Source organism: Thiocapsa sp. C2-2m, from assembly GCF_041903745.1.
GTDB lineage: Bacteria > Pseudomonadota > Gammaproteobacteria > Chromatiales > Chromatiaceae > Thiocapsa > Thiocapsa roseilacustris.
This window is the reverse complement of sequence record NZ_JBBWVD010000018.1, coordinates 68,641-86,189: the sequence shown is the minus strand read 5'-3', so window position 1 is coordinate 86,189 and position 17,549 is coordinate 68,641. Positions and strand designations below refer to the sequence as shown.

Here is a 17,549-nt window from a genome sequence, read left to right as displayed (position 1 = left end):
GCCGACAAGATCAAAGGAGCACCTAAACCATGAATGAAGCCCCAGCCGATTTGGGTCCGACGACTCAGGCGTTCATCAAGGATTCCAAGCGAATCACACCCGAGAGATCCGAGGAGGTCCGTCACATCACCCTGCAGGTCACCGACCCGGCTTTTCAGTTCGTCGAAGGCCAAAGCATCGGCGTGGTGGTCCCCGGTCCGCATCCGTTCGGTAATCCGTATCATGTCCGGCGCTATTCGATCGCCAACGCGCGCAGCGTCCCGCTCGATACCGGGGTTGAGCTCGATCTTCTGGTGCGTCGCTGCTTCTATATCGACGAGGTCAGCGGAGAGCGCTATCCGGGCATCGCATCGAACTATCTGTGCGACGCGAAGCCGGGCGCCCCCTTGACCATCAGCGGTCCCTATCTCAGCCCGTTCAAGATGCCGTTGGACAATCGCGCCAACCTGCTCATGATCGGAACCGGGACCGGCATTGCCCCGTTCCGTGGCTTTGCACAGTTGATCTACGAGCGGCGCGGTGATTGGAAGGGGCAGGTCCGGCTATATTACGGAGGCCGCAGCGGCCTGGATCTCATGTACACCAACGATGAGACCACCGATCTCGCCAACTATTACGACGAGAAGACCTTCAAGGCGTTCAGGGCGCTCGGCACACGTCCCTTGATGTCGTCCTCGCAGGCATTGGCGCGTGGTCTGACCGACAACGCCGAAGAGGCATTACACCTCATCAACGAACCCAATACGCATGTCTTTCTCTCGGGACTGGGCAAGATTGCAGCGGTCTTCGACAAGGTGATGGCGGAGCAGGTGGGCTCGCCCGATGACTGGAAGGCGATCAAGTCGAAGATGGTCGACGAGGGACGTTGGTCGGAGCTGATCTATGGTTGATCCCGGGGATTCATACCGGGGATTGGCCGATCCGATCGGCGCGCTGGCGGGTTTGTGAGCGAGGCTGGACCGAGGCGCGGAGAGGCCGAGTGAACCGCGTTGCGGATCAGTCTGAACCCGGATCAGCGCGGCGGATCTCGAGGAGATTTCGCGCGACCTTGCGCGCGCGAGAAGGCGTCGAGGTCCAAGCTGACCCGAACCTGCGTTTGCGGTTTGGGACCCTCCGGCCGTGTTCCGATCCACAGCGCCACCAGGCCCAGAATGGCCGCAACGGACAGCGCCAGCACGGGACCCGGGGTGGCAAGCCCGTACCAGACCGACCAACTGATCGCCATGCTGCCGATGGCCGCGGTTTTGCCGGTTCGGCACATCTCGCCGCGCTCGAGAAAGCCTCGAATCGACGCGCCGAAGCGCGGGTGCTCGACCAGGAAGCGCACCCGCTTGGGTGAGCTGCGCAGCCACAGCCAGGTTGCGCAGATCCAGAACACCGTCGTGGGCATCAGCGGCAACACCATCCCCAGAAAGCCCAATCCAAAGCACAGCCAGCCCAACAGGTTGTAAACCCGTCGGCGGCTTTGGCTCATGCTTGCGACTAGAGGGTCTTGCTCGGGGATGTTGCCGTGCATCGGGTGCTCCAGGCTGAGGGTCGACTTCCGAAGGGACACCGAGGCTCGATTGCCTAAATCCGGGTTAGATTCACCTGCGGCTCCGCTCCATCCAGAAGGACCCCACAACGGCCCGACGGACTGAGAGGACAAAAGTATAGCGGCTCCTACCCGATACGCCCATCCGCCGGAAGGGGGTAGGGACAAGCGGCGGACGCGTCTCAAGGCGTGGGTGAGACGGTGATTCCACGCGCTGCGAGCCACTGAGTATCCAGCTCCCACTCCACGGTTTCGACCTGCGGTTGCGCCAGAATCAGACCTTGGGCACGTTTCTGGTGGTCGATCAGCCCCTGTTGGGCGGCGATCATCTCCGGATCATTGTCCGCCTTGTTGGTCAGATTCGGGTGGATAATGGCGAGGAAACGGTACGCCGGCACGTCGAAGGAGCGCGGTGTCGAGATCGTCGCGACCCCGTTCTCGAACGAGACCACCCTGAAGCGATACGGGTATTGGGAGATTTTCGGGTCGGTATCGAGCACTTGATCGAGCTCCCAAACCTGCGGTTTCCAGGCCGAGCCGATCCACACGGCCAGGACGCCGATCACGATGATGCCGATTGCGATACTGTAGTTGCGGGTAAAACGATCCATCCGGTGGGTCACTCCTGAGATTTCTGTGTGATTAGCCGGGGGTGCTTGAAGAGATCCCCCTAAGATGCTCACAGCTTGCCCGGATCGGCACGATACTCCCATGAAATACGTCAATCACTCCATTTTCTATCCCACCTTCGCCAAACCTGTGCCATTCTTGGTGGTAGGGATCTAAACCGCGTCCAGAGCGACATGCGTCATTTGCGTTTTGCGTTTGGCTTTGGAGATGCCCTCGATCTCGGTGAGACGCGGTTTAAAATTTAAGATTTTTTAATACTTTAAACCGCGCCAGCTCCGAAAGTCGTCGAAGCTGGCGCGGCCAATCCACTCCCGCAAACGATACATACCGCACCGGGCGCGGTTTAGAGGCAGTCTCGTCCAATGCAGCACAGAGATAGACAGTCGTTGGTTGCGGGCATCTCCGGCCTGGCGCGACAGGTCTACGACACCGAGCCACCGAACCGACGAGAAGAGGCGATGATCGAGCGGCTCAACCCGCTGCTCGATGCCTTTTTACTCGAATCTCGGCCGATCGAAGCGGTCGAGGCGACCATCTTGATCGCCGATATCCGAGGGTTCACGGCGCTAACCGAATCCCATCCGCCCCAAACCATCATTCGATTGCTCAATCGGTATTTCGCACGGATGGTGGAGCTGGTCCGCCGTCACGGCGGTGTCGTCGACAAGTTCATGGGCGATGCGGTGATGGCCCTCTTCGGCGCGCCGGTCCGTCGCGACGATCACCTCAAGTGCGCGCTCTCCTGTGCGGTCGAGATGCAGCAGGCGATGCTTGAGCTCAACCGCGAAAGCCAACTGATCGGAGAGCCCCGCATCTACGCCGGCATTGCCGTCAACAGCGGCAGCGTGATGGCGGGCAGCTTCGGCTCACGGATCTACAACGAGTACACCGTGATCGGCGACACGGTCAATCTGACTGCCCGGATGGAGGGCTACAGCCTGCGGGGGCAGGTTCTGCTCAGCGATTCGAGCTATGCGGCGGCACGCCACTATATCGACATCGGTAGTGCCAACTCGCTCTTCGTGAAGGGTAAGGCGCGCGAAATCACGCTCTACGAGTTGCTCGCCGTCAAAGGTCCGCGGCGACTGGTGGTTCCGCAGGTCGAGATCCGTCGCTCGCCGCGCGTCCTGGTTGACTTCCCGATCGCCTTCCGTCGGGTCGAGTCCAAATGCATCCTGGCGCAACGCTTCATGGGCAAGGCGAACGATCTCAGCTACTACGGGATGAATGCCGATCTACCCCTGATTCTGCCGCCCTATTCGGAGGTGATCCTGACCTTCGTACCCGAGTTCGGTGCCGATCCGGCGACCGAGGTCTATGCGCGGGTCCTGCGAACCCAGCCGAGCGATGGACTCCACCGCACCAACCTCGAGTTCACGACGATCGACACGCCCGGACATCGGCTCGTGAAACGCTACGTCGATCAGCTCCTTTGGCGGCGTTGAACGATCAGCACATCGGCGTCCGCCATGTGACCGCCCCGGTGCACCGCGCTCCCATGAACCCGAGCCTCGCCGCCGATGGCCTTGTCCTGCTGCACGCACTCTTCATTGCCTTCGTCGCGCTCGGGGGGCTCTTGGCGTTGCGTTGGCAGGCCGTGGCCTACCTGCATCTGCCATGTTTGTTCTGGGGCATCGCCATCGAGCTCGGCGGTTTCATCTGCCCGCTCACGCCGCTCGAGATCCAGTGGCGCCTTGCAGCAGGCGAGGGCGGCTACAACGGCGGCTTCATCGACCATTACATTATGCCTTTGATCTACCCCCCCGGCCTGACCCGCGGGACCCAAATCCTGCTCGGCCTCGCCCTCCTGATCGGCAACGCACTCCTCTACGGATACCTTTGGCGAAAACGCAAACGCCGCAGCCGACGTCCGTAGGGAAGGGTTCAAAAACATAAGTAAAACAACGCGACGAGAGAACATCTTCGCCGCTGTTGGTGTTGGCATTGTCGATCACGATTACGACAACGGCAACGACAACGGCAACGACGGTTCGGTGCTCAACTTGTTTCTTACCCGTTGGTCGGTGGCCGCAGCGAGCAGAACTCCCGCTCACTCCTCACTCCTCACTCCTCACTCCTCACTCCTCACTCCTCACTCCTCGCCCCCGCCCCCGCCGAGATGCGACAAGACCTGTCGCGTCATCGGTGCACTCTAGGTCCATCGCGCACGTCTCCCGAGCGATAACGTCTCGGGTCGCGGCGAGCGCGACATCCCCGAACAACGGACCGGAGTCCAAGGATCATGACTACTCGCCAGCCCTCCAGCACCTCTTTCCCGCATGACACTGCCTTCCCGCGCCACTACCTGCGTATCGGCATCCTGGACACGCCGCTGCCGATGTCGACCGGCGTCCAGCCCGCGGAGCCACTGCCGTACCAATGGTCTTGCCACGTCGAGACCGAAAGCGGCCTGATCGACCAGTTCGGCTTCCTCGATACCCGCGGATGCGATCCGCGACCCGAGCTGGTCGAGACATTGCTCGCCGTTATCGCGCGCAAGGGAGCGATTCTGGTGCCCTCTGCCCGCGAGACGGCACTTCTGCAGGGATTGCACCGCGATCTTGCCGATGCGTCGGGAGCACTCGCCCATGCTCTGACCCGATTGGTGGAGGTCGATCGACTCGCGAATCACCGACAAGATCCCGCCATGTTGCAGGCCGTTTCGGGCGATCGCCCCGGGGCATTGGTCCTGTGGTCGGACGATGCCCTCGACCCCTCGCCGGAGCTGCGCGATGACCGGGCGGCCCAGGCCGCGTACCTCGAGCTCATCGATGCGCGCACGCAGATCATCCGTCGGCGTCAGCTCACCCGCGCACTGGTTCGGTACGGGGACCGGCAGCTCTCGGATCTTGTGGAAGCCTTCGCCGAGCATACGGGCGGTGACCCGGCCTCGATCGCATCGGGTCCGATGCTCGATTGATCCTGCACCGAGCGCGTAGGGCTGGGGGCGACGCGTTGGCCCGTTCACGCCGGTCGGCCGCATTTGACATGCGGGCGCCCGTGCGGCCCAATGCGTCGCGCCCGGCAGCAGACCCGAGGAACCTTTGAAACCGACGGGTACTCTATGTTGCAGCGTTTCAACCCGTTATGACCTGAACCGTTTTAACCGGAAGGAGAATTTCCAGTGGATCACGACGAGCAGAACATGATCGGCAACCTCTTTGCCAAACTCAAACAGGCCGAGCAACAGGCCGGCCCCCGCGACCCGTCTGCGGAGCAGGAGATCGCCGCTGCCGTGAGCCGCCAGCCGGCCGCTCCCTACTACATGTCGCAGGTCATTCTGATTCAAGAGCAGACGGTACAGGCTCAGAACCAACGGATTCAGGAGTTGGAGCAGCAACTTGCCGAGCGTCCCGCGGCGGGCGGCGGATTTCTCGGCGGTCTTTTCGGGGGCGGGGCGGTCCCGGGTGCGAGCGTTGCGCGGCCAGCGGCCGAGCGCACGCCGGCCATGACTCCGGGCAGTACGCCCGGGACGGCTCCGGGCATGGAGTTCGGCAAATCCGCAGCTCCGAGTCGAGGCTGGTCGCAGCCGACACAGCCCGCCGGGGGTGGTTTCATGGCATCGGCCCTGACGACCGCCGCCGGCGTTGCGGGCGGCATCCTGATGGCCAACGCCCTGACCGGCATGTTCGGCGGGAATGAGGCAGAGGCGTCGGAAGCACCGGCGGAGCCCGAGGAGGCGCCCCCGGGGTCCGAGGAAGCCTTCCCGGACGAAGGCGGTGATTTCGAGTCCTTCGAGGAGTTCTGACCCGCGCCGGGCGCATCGCCGTTGCTGCTGCACGGGGCCGGTTTGGCCCCAAAGGTCGGCGATGCGCTTCCCCCGCCGGACGAGGATTGTCCTTGCTCCGAGCACTGACGGATGTGCACCTGAAGAATCGACGTTTCGGACGGCTCGCGACCGCGTTCTTCTGCGCACTGTCCGTCGCCGTGGTGGATGCGGCCTGTCTGGATATCGACGCCGCCTCCAGTCCTTGCCGATATCCAGCGGGCGATGCCTGGTGCGCCCGCAACGATGGCGACAATGGTTATGCCTACAAAGACGGTTGCGTGGATGAAGGTCGGCGCACGCAAGCCGAAAAGCCGGCACGCGCACCGGTCAAGTCCGCACCTGGAGATCCCGTTGCCGACTGGGACTGCGCCAATGCCAGAACCGCGGTCGAGCGCGTGATCTGCGCCAACCCCGACATCCGAGCCCAGGATGGGCGAATGGGCGTGGTGGGCACGTCCATTGTGCCCCGGCCTCCGGCTACTTGAGGTTCTTGTCCCGCAACCGCCACTGGAAATGGCTCAAGAGCTTGGAGCGCACCTTCTTCTCCTTGTGCTTGGCCGCGGCGGCGAGACGCTTCTCGGCGACACCGATCAGGGTCTCCTGAGCACCCTTGGCGTTCTCGTCTTCCGGGGTGCGTTGGGTGTAGATGCCGTCCGAATCCATGTCCCAAGCGGAGCGGGTGTCCGCGAACTGAACGTCCAGGATGAGGCGCAGCTCTTGGCGCAGCTCCGGGTTCTCGACCGGTGCGTGGACCTCGACGCGGCTGTCGAGGTTACGGCCCATCATGTCGGCCGAGCCGATGTAATACTCTTCCGCGCCGCCGTTTCTGAAATAGATGATGCGTGCGTGCTCGAGGAAGCGCCCGACGATGCTGACGACGCGACCGGTTTCGCTGATCCCGGGCAGTCCGGGTCGGTAGCGGCAGGTGTCGCGGATGATGAGATCGACCTTCACGCCGGCGCGGCTGGCCTTATAGAGCGCGTGCGTGATCTCGGCGTCTTCCAGTGCATTCATCTTCATCTGGATGAGTCCGCCGCCTTGGCGCTTGTGATGCTCGATCTCGCGGTTGATCTTCTCGATGATCCCGCGCTTGAGCGTATAGGGCGCGGCGAGGATCTTGCGATAGCTCGGGGGCGGCGAATAGCCCGTCAGATAGTTAAAAAGCTCGGTGAGATCCTGGCCGATATCCTCGTCGCAGCCGAGCATGCCGAGATCCGTGTAGAGCTTGGCCGTCCCGGAGTGATAGTTGCCGGTGCCGATGTGGTAATAGCGGCGCAGTTGCGAGTAGTCGCGCCGCACGACGAAGATGAGCTTGCTGTGGGTCTTCAGTCCCATGACGCCGTAGTTGACATGGATACCCTCGGCCTCCAGGCGCCGGGCCCAGACGATGTTGGCGGCCTCGTCGAAGCGGGCCTTGAGCTCGACGAGCACAGCGACCTGCTTGCCGTTGCGCGCGGCCTGCATCAGCGAGTCCAGGATCGGGCCGGCCGAAGTGCGGTACAGCGTCATCTTGATGGCGAGCACCTTGGGGTCTTCCGCGGCTGTCCGCAGGAAGCGCTCGACCGAGGTACTGAATGCCTGATAGGGGTGCTGGAGCAGGAGCGGTCCGTTCTCGCGGATGATGTGGAAGATGTTGCGCCGGTCGTTGGCGAGCAATGGATGATCGACCGCGCGGTGGGTCTTGTCGTGAAGCTCGGGTTTGTCGATGGCGGCAATCTCGAAGAGATCGCGCAGACCCATCATGCCCTCGACCTCGAAGACGTCCTCGTCCTCGTTCAGACCCAGCTCGGCGGCGAGCATGCCCCGATGGGTCCGTTCCATGCCGGGCTGGACCTCCAGGCGCACGATCGGCGCGAAGTGGCGCTCGCGCAGCTCGCTTTCGATCATCTCCAGCAGATCGTTCGCCGCCTCGGCCTCCGGCTCGACGATGGCGTTGCGGGTGATCCGGAAGAGGGCGCAGGAGTCGATCTCCATGCCCGGGAAGAGCATGTCGAGGTTCTTCACCATCAGGTCTTCGAGTGTGACGAAGGTGGTGGTGCCGTCGACGGGGATCAGACGACGCGACACGTCCTTGCTCACCGGCACCTTCACACGAGCCATGTAGGCCTCGCTGCCGCCCGGGAAGCGCAGGGTTACCAGTAGGTTCAGGGTCAGATTTGAGATGAAGGGGAAGGGATGAGCCGGATCCATGGCCAAGGGGGTGAGCATCGGGAAGATGTTGGCGCGGAAATAATCGCGCAGCCGCTCGCGTGCGTCCGCCGGCAGATCGTCGTAGAGGGCGATGCGGATATCGTGTTGTGCGATCTCCTGCCTCAAAATGCTGTCGATGCGTTGCATCTCGATCTGAAACTCGCGGACCGCGGCCTGGCATTCCTTGAGCTGCTGCAAGGGGGTGCGGCCGTCGACGCTCGGGGTATGCACCCCGGCGGCGATCTGCTGCTTGAGCCCCCCGATGCGTTTCATGAAGAATTCATCGAGGTTGTTGCTGACGATCGCCAGGAACTTCACCCGCTCCAGCAACGGGGTGCGGCTGTCGTTCGCCTCGTTGAGGACGCGGCGGTTGAACGCAAGCCAGGTCAGCTCGCGATTCAGATAGAGTGAGGGGTCGCCGAGGTCGATCTCGTCCGCGACACTCAGGGCGACGCCCGGGGGCGGGTCGACGTCCTGCGCGAAATCGGAGTCCTCGTCGATGGCTTGCTGGATCTCGTTCTTGTTCATCATGTTGCGTTCCCTTTGACGGCAGGTCGGCAGTGGTGTGGGCGGGGCGGTTATTGTATACCGAGCACGGGTCGACGATGGCGGTTACGTGACGTGACTCTGCCTTGCCTTGGGTGTTGCCGCAAGCCCATCTGGACGGTGATCGAGGATGCGAAATTTGAGGATGAACGAGCCCGATGACCTTTTCGATCGGCCGAGCGCGCCGATCAAGCCGTTCGAGTTCGATGCCGACGTCGCTCGGGTCTTCCCGGATATGGTGCGTCGTTCGGTCCCGGGATATGCCGAGCTGGTGGGCCTCACCGGACTCATCGCCCGGAGGGTGGTGCGGCCGGGAACGCGCTGTTACGACTTGGGGTGCTCATTGGGTGCGGTCACCCGCGAGCTGCTGCTGCAGACCCCGGCGGATGTGTCCGTGATCGCCGTCGATGCCTCCGAGGCGATGATCGATGGCATGGTGACGCGGCTCTCCGGTGTCCCCGGGATCGAGCGACTCGTGCCGCTGCGCGCGGATCTCGAAGCCGTCGAGGTCGGCGGCGCCGGACTGGTCGTTTTGAATCTGACGCTCCAGTTCATCCCGCCCGAGCGGCGCGACGCCCTGATGTCCCGTCTGCGCGCCGGTCTGGTCCCGGGCGGGATGTTGGTGCTGGCCGAGAAGGTCGAGATCCCCGACGCGCAGGGTGGGCGCCTGATGCGCAACCTCCACGAGGACTTCAAGCGTGCGAACGGCTACAGCGAGCTGGCGATCAGCCGCAAGCGTGCGGCGCTCGAGCGCGTGCTTGTCTCGGAAACCGTCGAGACCCATGAGCGGCGACTCCGCGATGCCGGGTTCGCCGGCCATCTGCGCTGGTTCCAGAACCTCAACTTCGTGGCCTGGGTCGCATGGACCTGACGCCGTTCGAGCCCTTTCTCGATCGGCTCGGGCGGACCGGTTTGGGTGCCTGGCGCGAAACGCTGGCCGAGGCCATCGCGCTTCGGTTGAGTGAACGGGCACATGGAGACCTGCCGAAATGGGAAGCGGCGTTGGCGCGGCTGCCGGACCTGCCGAGCGGTCGGTCTTGCCTGGATCGTCCCTGTGTCGGGATCGAAGGCGCCGGGCCGCTCGATGCGGATCTCGGGCGGTCTTTGACCGAGGCGCTGATGGACCTGCATCCCTGGCGCAAGGGTCCCTTCTGTATTCAGGGCGTGCACATCGACACCGAGTGGCGCTCGGATCTAAAGTGGGAACGCTTGGCCGGGGCCATCGCGCCGCTCGCCGATCGCCTGGTGCTCGACGTGGGTTGCGGCAACGGCTATCACGGCTGGCGCATGCTCGGGGCCGGCGCCCGGTTGGTGATGGGAATCGATCCGACGCCGGTGTTCGTGCTCCAGTGGATGGCGATCGACCGCTATTTGGCGCGGGACGATCTGTCGGTTCTGCCGCTCGGCATCGAGGATCTGCCCGGGGATCTCACCGGCTTCGATACGGTCTTCTCGATGGGCGTGCTCTATCACCGGCGCTCGCCGATCGATCACCTGATGGACCTGCATCGACTGCTGCGTCCCGGCGGAGAGCTGGTCCTGGAAACACTGGTGCTGGAAGGCGAGGGCGAGGGATTGCTGGTCCCGCCGGGACGCTATGCCGCCATGCGCAATGTCTGGTTCATCCCGACGGTCGATGCGCTGGCGCTCTGGCTCGGTCGCTGCGGATACATCGGGATCCGTGTCGTCGACGTCACTCGTACCGGCCCGGACGAGCAGCGCTCAACGGCGTGGATGCGCTTCCAGTCGTTGCCCGATCATCTGGATCCGATCGATCCGAGCCGCACTGTCGAGGAACACCCGGCGCCCGTACGCGCCGTCCTGATCGCGAACAGACCGGAGTCCAACCCATGACCGGCTTCGTCGATAAGCTCAAACTCAAGGAGAAGGCCGAGGAGGATCTCTATTTCGCCCGGCGGGATGCGGAGCTCTTGGCTGCACGTAGGTCCGTCGAGGGGGGTGATCTGCCGGCGCCTGCGTCGGGCATCCGGGTGGTCTCGGGAGGGCAAACCGGGGTCGATCGCGCGGCCTTGGATGCCGCACTCGCACTGGGTCTGTCGATCGGCGGTTGGTGCCCGCGCGGGCGTCGCGGCGAGGACGGTCCCATCCCGGAGCGCTATGCCTTGGGCGAGACCCCGAGCGCCGACTACGCGGAACGCACCGAGTGGAACGTCCGCGACAGCGACGCCACCCTGATCCTGCATCGCGGCCCCATGAGCGGCGGCACACGCCTGACCGCGGAGCTGGCGCGCCGACTCGGCAAACCCCTGCTGGTGCGCGACCTCGCGGCGGCGATCGATGTCCGGGCGATCGCCGACTGGCTGGTCGCGAACCACGTTGGGATCCTCAACTGTGCCGGACCTCGGGAATCCGGTGCAAAGGGGATCGGCGAGGAGTCGCAGCGAATCTTCGCGGCGGTCTTTCGCACTTGGTCTCCCCTCAGCGAGGCGTCGCGTCCCGCCGAAGCGTCAGGAGACGCGATAGCTTCAGGATGAGCAGGACCCAAGGCGTTGCATGCAGCAGCAGGTCGAAGATGTCGATCGGTTTCACCAAGGTCCCGTCGGCCAGCATCTTGAGCTTTTCCCAAAGATGCGGTTCCGGAACGAAGGGCGATAGACCCAGGGTCAGGGCGGCGATGATGAAGAGATAGAGCGGAAAGCGGTCGGTCCAGCTGAGCATCGGATCAGTCCTGTGTGTGCCCGGGGTCGGTCCGATCCCGGCGCAGTCAAGAGGGAAAAGGCGAGGACGGTTCAGTGGTGTCGGCCCCGATGGATCCCGGGCAGAACTGCGCAAGTTCACTCCGGCCTGCCCGGCAACTGCGGCGTACCGCATTTTCGAACAGTCACCGGATGCCTAAAGCGACTACCGGAAACCTCGATACCCGTAGGTTGTGCTGACGATAGGAAGCACAACTTCTGCCTAATGGTTGTCGTTGTCGTAATCGACAACGACAACGAGAATCGTGGCATGAGTATTCTCTCGTCGAGTTGTTTTCCTTGTTCTTGAATCGTTCCTATAGCGGTTTCCGGAGCTCAACTAAGGCGAGCCCTCGGCCCAAATCGGATGGTTCCATCCGAAGTAGCCCCCGAAGAGTCGATTCTCCTCGCGGCGCTCGTAGGGTTTGAGCTCCTCCGAATAGAGCACCTTCATGCGCGTGCGCAAAGGCGGCAGACTCAGTTCCGTGAGCTCGCGCGCCTGCGCCTCGCGGATCAGCGCGTAGCGGGCCAACTTCTCGGCATGGAAGGTCTGCAGGCGCGGGATGTCGCGGGCGATCTTGGGGACATTGGAGACTAGGAGCAGAGCGATCAGACTGCCGGCCGAGACCAGGCGGCGAATCGACATCCTGCTCGGATAAAGGCGATCCCCGAACGCTGATCGCAGCGCCGCCATGGTCGGAATCAGGACTAGCGTGCCGAGCAAGACGCTGATGCTCTGCACCCGTCCGGGCGCCTCCGCCCCTTTCGCCCAAGCGGCCGGGAAGAAGAGCAGGACGAGCAACCCGAGAAACGCCAGCGCGAGCAGGATCCGGTCCGCTGCGGATAGACGCCCGAGGATGCCGTCGAAGCGCGCGAGACCCTCGGCCAGGATCGTACGAACGAAGCCGATCTGAAGAAAGACCAGGGCAAACAAGACCAGCTTCAGCGCGGTCAAAAGCGCGTGGAAGACCGAGATCAGCAGGCTGCGACCCGGGGATTCGTTCCCGACCTCGCCGATGATCCCCATGCGCACCTCATGGCCGGGAGCGAATGCGGCGATCGCGCCCAGTACCATGATGACGATCAAAGGCGGCAGCCAGACGCCGATCCGCGGCCCTCGCAGACGCAGCACGACCACGGCCATCAATGCCGACAACCCCGCCGTCACCAACATGATCGTCTCGTTCATCCCGGCGATCAGCGCCGCGAGTGCGGCCAAGATCAGGCCGAAACGCAGATCGCGGGTCTGCGTCGCGGGACCGCCGAAATAATCGGCCCAGACCCCGACGAATAGGAGAAACAAGGCGTTGCCCGCTTGATAGGTCGCGGCCCCGGCCAGCCAGTAAAAGGCGGTGTCGAGTCTCGGGATGAACAGCACGTAAAACAGGAAGGCAAGATGGCCGAGCACGATCGGGCGGCCGATCCCGAGCAGCCGGCAGAGTGCGCGGAATGCGTAGAGAAAGGCCGCATAGAGGGTCAAGAGGCTCGCCGCGGTTACGATCCAATAGGACTGTGTGAGATCCACCCAGCGGCCGAACGCGAGCGTGACGGCGGCACTCGCATAGCGACCGCTCCAGTTCTGATAGAAATGGATGACCCCGCCGAGGATGCCATGCTCGCGGGCGACATAGGCATAATCGAAATCATCGCTTGTCGGATGGGCGTAGAGCCCCAAGGCAAGCAACAGGGAGAGCAGTGCGAGACAGACGAGGACGACGCCGAAGGCGATCCGTCGGGCCTGCATTGTGGTTTGCGCGGTCAAAGGTCGGCCCTTGGAAGGTCGCCGAGCCGGCGACGGCGGATCGGGATGACAGAGCGAACGCATTGCTCGGTGTCGCGGTTTCTCGTCGGACTAAGCAAGGCGGGGCACCGGCGTCTGAGTGTTCGTATGCTGCTCCGGCGAGGCGCCGGCACGACGCAGTATACTCGCCAGGTCGCGAAACACCCGACTCGGGCGTGCTTCCGGCCCGATCGGTATTCGTCTCTCCTTGGAGGTCACAGCCATCATGAGCAACCCAAAGATCATTGCCGTCTTCGGCGCCACGGGCGCACAGGGCGGCGGTTTAGCGCGCGCCATCCTCGACGACCCGAACGGCGGTTTTGCGGTGCGCGCCATCACGCGGGATGTCGACTCGGAGAAGGCCAAGGCGTTGGCCGAGCTTGGAGCGGAGGTCGTGGCGGCCGATGTCGACGACGAGGCCAGTTTGCGCCGAGTCCTGGACGGGGCCTACGGGGCTTATTTCGTCACCTTCTTCTGGGCGCATTTCTCGCCCGAGAAGGAGAAGACAGAGGTCATGAACATGGCGACCGCGGCAAAGGCGGTCGGACTGCGCCACGCCATCTGGTCGACCCTCGAAGACACGCGTCTGTGGGTGCCGCTCGAGGATGAGCGGATGCCGACCCTCATGGAGCACTACAAGGTTCCGCACTTCGATGCCAAGGGCGAATCCAACCTCATCTTCACCGAGATGGGCGTGCCGACGACCTTCTTGTTGACCTCCTTCTATTGGGAGAACCTCATCCACTTCGGCATGGGGCCTCGGCGCGAGTCCGACGGCCGACTCGTCTTCACGCTGCCGATGGACGACAAGAAGCTGCCGGGCATCGCCGCCGAGGATATCGGGCGCTGTGCCTACGGCATCTTCAAGCAGGGCGAGCAGTCTATTGGCCGGACGGTCGGTATCGCGGGCGAGCATCTGACGGGCGAGCAGATGGCCGCCGCACTGTCCGATGCGTTTGGCGAGGAGGTGCGCTACCGCGCCATCCCTGCCGAGGTCTTCCGTGGTTTGGGTTTCTCCGGAGCGGATGACCTGGGGAATATGTTCCAGTTCAAGCGCGACTTCGAGACCGACTTCTGCGGCGCGCGGGATCCGGCGGTCGCTCGCGCACTGAATCCATCCTTGAAGTCGTTTCGTAAGTGGTTGGAGATCAACAAGGATCGCATCCCGCGCGGCGGGTAAACCGACTCGCGCCGGGTCAATGACCGTCGCCTCCGGTGCGGTGCCGGTGGTGGGTGCCGAGGGTGTGTTGGGGGCCGGGTGGATGCCTTGTTGATATGGGGACACACGGCTTCGAGTGGAGAGAACGATGACGACCATCAGCTATGACGCAGACGTTGTCGCCTGGGCGAACGAGCAAGCGCGCCTAATCCGCGCGGGTCGGTTTGATCAGCTTGACCTAGAGCACATCGCCGAGGAAATCGAAGACGTGGGCAAGAGCGAACAACGCGAGCTGGCGAGCCGCATGGCCGTGCTGATTGCGCATCTCATCAAATGGCAGTATCAGCCTGAGCGCCAAAGCAACAGTTGGCGGCGAACGATCAAGGAGCAGCGCAAGGCCCTGGCGTTTCATCTCAAACAGGTACCGAGCTTGAAGCCGAGACTCGCCGACGCCGAATGGCAGGGCGCGATCTGGGCCGATGCGGTTACGCTCGCGATCGACGAAACGGGAATGGGTGCCTTCCCGGACGACTGCCCATGGACGATCGAGCAGATCCTCGCCGACGATTTCTTGCCGGCCTAGCCTCGCGCGGACGCGAGCTCGCATGTTCGGCTGCGTCGCTGAATCGTAACGGTAGGGTAGACGAGCGAGAGCGAGGTCCACCGAGCTCTGCACCGGCGCTGGTGGACTGCGCTACGCTTGTCTACCCTACGACGCTCGTCCACCCGTCCGATCTCGTGAAAAGGCATTCCTCGACACCGGCGCCCCTGATAACGTTGTCTGCCGAGCGTCGATCATCAACCACGGAAACTTTGCACTCCAATGACATCGAATCTGTCCACCGCCGAGCAGGCATTGCGTGACGCTGCCCGGGAGTATCACCGTAGCCCCACTCGCGGCAAGATCGCCGTCACGCCCTCCAAGCCGCTGTCGAACCAACGCGATCTCTCGCTGGCCTACTCGCCCGGCGTGGCCTATCCCTGTCTCGATATCCAGGCCGATCCGGCGCTCGCGGCGGAGTACACCTCGCGCGGCAATCTGGTGGGCGTGGTGACCAACGGCACGGCCGTGCTCGGCTTGGGCGACATCGGGCCGTTGGCTGCAAAACCCGTGATGGAGGGCAAGGGCTGCCTGTTCAAAAAATTCGCGGGCATCGATGTGTTCGACATCGAGCTGGCCGAGCGTGATCCGGACAAGCTGATTGAGATCATTGCCGCGCTCGAACCGACGCTGGGCGGCATCAATCTGGAGGACATCAAGGCGCCGGAATGCTTCTACATCGAGCGCGAGCTCAGCAAACGCATGAACATCCCGGTGTTCCATGATGATCAGCATGGCACGGCCATCATCTCAAGTGCCGCGCTCTTGAACGCTCTGGAACTGGTCGGCAAGGCCATCGATACCGTGAAGATGGCCGTCTCGGGTGCCGGTGCGGCGGCGATCGCCTGCGTCGAGGTGATGATCGGTCTGGGTATCCGGCGCGAGCTTGTCTTCATGGTCGATTCCAAGGGCGTGATCTACGAGGGCCGTCCGGGCGGGTTCGACCCATCCAAGGCCCGCTATGCGCAGCAGACCGACGCGCGCACCCTGGCCGACGTGGTCGACGGCGCCGATGTCTTTCTAGGGTGCTCCGCACCCGGCGTGTTGACGGTGGAGATGGTGAAGACCATGGCCGATCGGCCCATCATCCTGGCCCTGGCCAACCCGGAGCCGGAGATCCGCCCGGAGCTGGCCAAGCTCGCGCGGCCCGACTGCATCATCGCCACCGGCCGCTCGGACTACCCCAATCAGGTCAACAATGTCCTGTGCTTCCCCTATATCTTTCGGGGTGCGCTCGACAGCGGCGCCACCAAGATCACGGCGGAGATGAAGCTTGCCTGCGTTCGCGAGATCGCCGATCTGGCAAAGAGCGAGAGCAGTGCCGAAGTGGCGACGGCATACGCCGGGCAGGACCTGGTCTTCGGCCCCGATTATCTGATCCCCAAGCCCTTCGACACGCGCCTGATCCTGCACATTGCGCCCGCCGTGGCCCGGGCCGCCGCCGACTCGGGTGTGGCCACGCGCCCCATTACCGACATGCAGGCCTACCGAGAGAGCTTGATGCTCTTCGTTTACCAGACCGGCATCCTGATGCGCCCGGTCATCAATGCCGCCAGGGCCCTGCCCGACGCCAGGAAGCGCGTGGCCTTTGCCGACGGCGAGGACGAACGCGCCCTGCGGGCCGCTCAGATCGCGCTCGACGATCGCCTGGCTCGGCCCATCCTGATCGGACGTCCTGCCGTGATCCAGGCCCAGATCGAGAAGGCCGGTCTGCGCATGCGTCTCGGGGAGGATGTCGAGAACGTCAACCCCGAGCAGGACCCGCGCATCAACCTGTACCGTGATCATTACCACCGACTCATGGGCCGCAACGGCGTCACGCCCGAGGTGGCCGCGGCGGCGGTGCGTCGCTCCAACACCATCATCGGCTCGCTGATGGTCGCTCTGGGCCACGCCGACGCCATGATCTGCGGCCTGGCCGGCAGCTATGAGACCCATCTCGAGCGCATCCACAGCATCATCGGCCTGCGGCCGGGCGTGAGCAATTACGCTGCACTCAACGCGCTGATGACGGAGCGCGGCGGACCGCTTTTCATTGCCGATACCTACGTGAACGAAGACCCAGGCGCGGAACAACTGGCCGAGATCGCCTGGATGGCCGTGCAGGAGATTCAGCGCTTCGGCCTGCCGCCGAAGGTGGCCTTTCTGTCGCACTCGAGCTTCGGCTCGTCCAAGCGTGCTTCGGCGAAGAAGATGCGTCTGGCGCGTGACCTCTTCGTCGCCAGCCACCCCGAGGTCGAATGCGACGGCGAATTACACGGCGACGCCGCGCTGGAGGAAGACATCCGCAGCCGTTACCTGGCTGACACCACCCTCGGTGGCTCCGCGAACCTGCTGATCTGCCCCAACCTCGATGCCGCCAACATCCTCTACACCGTGCTCAAGACCACCACCAGCGGCGGTGTGACCGTGGGCCCGATCTTGATGGGGGCGGCCGCGACGGCCTGTATCCTCACCCCTGCCGCCACCGTGCGGCGCACCCTGAACATGACCACCTTGGCTGTGGCGAGCGCGGCGGCCGCGCGGCATGTATCGGACTCCTCTCAAGCGAAGCCGGCCGATGACCTGCCAGCAGCGCCGTAGGTTGTGCCGAGCCGTGCGAGGCACAACCAACCGTCGGCGCAAGTTGTGCTTACTATCGCCA

At 63.6% G+C, this 17,549-nt stretch carries 17 protein-coding genes; 12 read left to right on the top strand and 5 right to left on the bottom strand.

Annotation, left to right across the window (positions count from 1 at the left end):
- Positions 1–29: 29 nt before the first annotated feature.
- On the top strand, positions 30–890 hold the full coding sequence (locus tag AADX97_RS15425) for an oxidoreductase (protein ID WP_374234454.1): 861 nt from the start codon (positions 30–32) through the stop codon (positions 888–890).
- 122 nt (positions 891–1,012) lie between these two features.
- Here the strand turns inward: AADX97_RS15425 and AADX97_RS15420 are convergent, their stop codons facing one another.
- Together AADX97_RS15420 and AADX97_RS15415 are read right to left on the bottom strand one after the other, a co-directional pair.
- Positions 1,013–1,516 (bottom strand): YbaN family protein, encoded by a 504-nt coding sequence (locus tag AADX97_RS15420; RefSeq protein ID WP_374234455.1) that lies wholly within the window; start codon positions 1,514–1,516, stop codon positions 1,013–1,015.
- Between the two features lie 200 nt (positions 1,517–1,716).
- Positions 1,717–2,145, bottom strand: coding sequence for a hypothetical protein (locus AADX97_RS15415; RefSeq protein WP_374234457.1), 429 nt, complete (start codon positions 2,143–2,145; stop codon positions 1,717–1,719).
- A 381-nt stretch (positions 2,146–2,526) separates the two neighbouring features.
- Here AADX97_RS15415 and AADX97_RS15410 point away from each other — a divergent pair, with 381 nt between their 5' ends.
- The 5 genes from AADX97_RS15410 to AADX97_RS15390 all read left to right on the top strand — a co-directional run bounded on the left by AADX97_RS15410 (position 2,527) and on the right by AADX97_RS15390 (position 6,418).
- Complete coding sequence (locus tag AADX97_RS15410; RefSeq protein ID WP_374234459.1) at positions 2,527–3,609, top strand: adenylate/guanylate cyclase domain-containing protein; 1,083 nt, start codon at positions 2,527–2,529, stop codon at positions 3,607–3,609.
- 53 nt (positions 3,610–3,662) lie between these two features.
- Positions 3,663–4,040: a DUF2784 domain-containing protein gene (locus tag AADX97_RS15405; RefSeq protein ID WP_374234460.1), complete on the top strand. Its 378-nt coding sequence runs from the start codon at positions 3,663–3,665 to the stop codon at positions 4,038–4,040.
- A gap of 366 nt (positions 4,041–4,406) precedes the next feature.
- On the top strand, positions 4,407–5,084 hold the full coding sequence (locus tag AADX97_RS15400; RefSeq protein WP_374234462.1) for a DUF2779 domain-containing protein: 678 nt from the start codon (positions 4,407–4,409) through the stop codon (positions 5,082–5,084).
- A gap of 204 nt (positions 5,085–5,288) precedes the next feature.
- A complete protein-coding gene (locus AADX97_RS15395) occupies positions 5,289–5,912 on the top strand; it encodes a DUF2076 domain-containing protein (RefSeq protein WP_374234464.1) in 624 nt (207 codons plus the stop codon).
- A 92-nt stretch (positions 5,913–6,004) separates the two neighbouring features.
- A complete protein-coding gene (locus AADX97_RS15390; RefSeq protein ID WP_374234466.1) occupies positions 6,005–6,418 on the top strand; it encodes a hypothetical protein in 414 nt (137 codons plus the stop codon).
- Here the strand turns inward: AADX97_RS15390 and ppk1 are convergent.
- Positions 6,411–8,654, bottom strand: a complete 2,244-nt coding sequence (ppk1, locus tag AADX97_RS15385; RefSeq protein WP_374234468.1) for a polyphosphate kinase 1 — start codon at positions 8,652–8,654, stop codon at positions 6,411–6,413. The genes AADX97_RS15390 and ppk1 overlap by 8 nt on opposite strands.
- A 160-nt stretch (positions 8,655–8,814) precedes the next feature.
- On the opposite strand from ppk1, the gene cmoA reads away from it, so the two are divergent.
- Genes cmoA through AADX97_RS15370 form a run of 3 tightly spaced genes read left to right on the top strand, consistent with a single transcriptional unit; the run spans position 8,815 to position 11,164 of the window.
- Entirely contained in the window at positions 8,815–9,540 is a 726-nt protein-coding gene (cmoA, locus tag AADX97_RS15380) for a carboxy-S-adenosyl-L-methionine synthase CmoA (RefSeq protein ID WP_374234470.1), read from the top strand.
- The gene (cmoB, locus tag AADX97_RS15375) at positions 9,531–10,523 is read left to right on the top strand and encodes a tRNA 5-methoxyuridine(34)/uridine 5-oxyacetic acid(34) synthase CmoB (protein ID WP_374234472.1); all 993 of its coding nucleotides are present in this window, start codon (positions 9,531–9,533) and stop codon (positions 10,521–10,523) included. Before cmoA ends, cmoB begins: the two co-directional genes overlap by 10 nt.
- Positions 10,520–11,164, top strand: coding sequence for a putative molybdenum carrier protein (locus AADX97_RS15370; protein ID WP_374234474.1), 645 nt, complete (start codon positions 10,520–10,522; stop codon positions 11,162–11,164). The genes cmoB and AADX97_RS15370 overlap by 4 nt, the downstream gene beginning before the upstream one ends.
- Here AADX97_RS15370 and AADX97_RS15365 read toward each other — a convergent pair.
- Positions 11,109–11,348, bottom strand: coding sequence for an RND transporter (locus tag AADX97_RS15365; RefSeq protein ID WP_374234476.1), 240 nt, complete (start codon positions 11,346–11,348; stop codon positions 11,109–11,111). The two genes, AADX97_RS15370 and AADX97_RS15365, sit on opposite strands and share 56 nt — an antisense overlap.
- A 357-nt stretch (positions 11,349–11,705) precedes the next feature.
- On the bottom strand, positions 11,706–13,109 hold the full coding sequence (locus AADX97_RS15360; protein ID WP_374234478.1) for a DUF6056 family protein: 1,404 nt from the start codon (positions 13,107–13,109) through the stop codon (positions 11,706–11,708).
- A gap of 262 nt (positions 13,110–13,371) precedes the next feature.
- Between AADX97_RS15360 and AADX97_RS15355 the strand changes: the two genes are divergently transcribed.
- The 3 genes from AADX97_RS15355 to AADX97_RS15345 all read left to right on the top strand — a co-directional run bounded on the left by AADX97_RS15355 (position 13,372) and on the right by AADX97_RS15345 (position 17,488).
- Positions 13,372–14,325, top strand: coding sequence for an NmrA/HSCARG family protein (locus AADX97_RS15355; RefSeq protein ID WP_374234480.1), 954 nt, complete (start codon positions 13,372–13,374; stop codon positions 14,323–14,325).
- A 127-nt stretch (positions 14,326–14,452) separates the two neighbouring features.
- Positions 14,453–14,887 (top strand): DUF29 domain-containing protein, encoded by a 435-nt coding sequence (locus tag AADX97_RS15350; protein ID WP_374234482.1) that lies wholly within the window; start codon positions 14,453–14,455, stop codon positions 14,885–14,887.
- A 240-nt stretch (positions 14,888–15,127) separates the two neighbouring features.
- Positions 15,128–17,488, top strand: coding sequence for an NADP-dependent malic enzyme (locus tag AADX97_RS15345; RefSeq protein ID WP_374234483.1), 2,361 nt, complete (start codon positions 15,128–15,130; stop codon positions 17,486–17,488).
- Positions 17,489–17,549 lie beyond the last annotated feature (61 nt).

Coding starts and splice junctions, on each gene's coding strand:
- AADX97_RS15410 (WP_374234459.1), top strand. CDS start 2,527: ATGCAGCACAGAGATAGACAGTCGTTGGTTGCGGGCATCTCCGGCCTG.
- ppk1 (WP_374234468.1), bottom strand. CDS start 8,654: ATGATGAACAAGAACGAGATCCAGCAAGCCATCGACGAGGACTCCGAT.
- cmoA (WP_374234470.1), top strand. CDS start 8,815: ATGAACGAGCCCGATGACCTTTTCGATCGGCCGAGCGCGCCGATCAAG.
- cmoB (WP_374234472.1), top strand. CDS start 9,531: ATGGACCTGACGCCGTTCGAGCCCTTTCTCGATCGGCTCGGGCGGACC.
- AADX97_RS15355 (WP_374234480.1), top strand. CDS start 13,372: ATGAGCAACCCAAAGATCATTGCCGTCTTCGGCGCCACGGGCGCACAG.
- AADX97_RS15405 (WP_374234460.1), top strand. CDS start 3,663: ATGAACCCGAGCCTCGCCGCCGATGGCCTTGTCCTGCTGCACGCACTC.
- AADX97_RS15425 (WP_374234454.1), top strand. CDS start 30: ATGAATGAAGCCCCAGCCGATTTGGGTCCGACGACTCAGGCGTTCATC.
- AADX97_RS15420 (WP_374234455.1), bottom strand. CDS start 1,516: ATGCACGGCAACATCCCCGAGCAAGACCCTCTAGTCGCAAGCATGAGC.
- AADX97_RS15400 (WP_374234462.1), top strand. CDS start 4,407: ATGACTACTCGCCAGCCCTCCAGCACCTCTTTCCCGCATGACACTGCC.
- AADX97_RS15350 (WP_374234482.1), top strand. CDS start 14,453: ATGACGACCATCAGCTATGACGCAGACGTTGTCGCCTGGGCGAACGAG.
- AADX97_RS15345 (WP_374234483.1), top strand. CDS start 15,128: ATGACATCGAATCTGTCCACCGCCGAGCAGGCATTGCGTGACGCTGCC.
- AADX97_RS15360 (WP_374234478.1), bottom strand. CDS start 13,109: ATGCAGGCCCGACGGATCGCCTTCGGCGTCGTCCTCGTCTGTCTCGCA.
- AADX97_RS15415 (WP_374234457.1), bottom strand. CDS start 2,145: ATGGATCGTTTTACCCGCAACTACAGTATCGCAATCGGCATCATCGTG.
- AADX97_RS15370 (WP_374234474.1), top strand. CDS start 10,520: ATGACCGGCTTCGTCGATAAGCTCAAACTCAAGGAGAAGGCCGAGGAG.
- AADX97_RS15365 (WP_374234476.1), bottom strand. CDS start 11,348: ATGCTCAGCTGGACCGACCGCTTTCCGCTCTATCTCTTCATCATCGCC.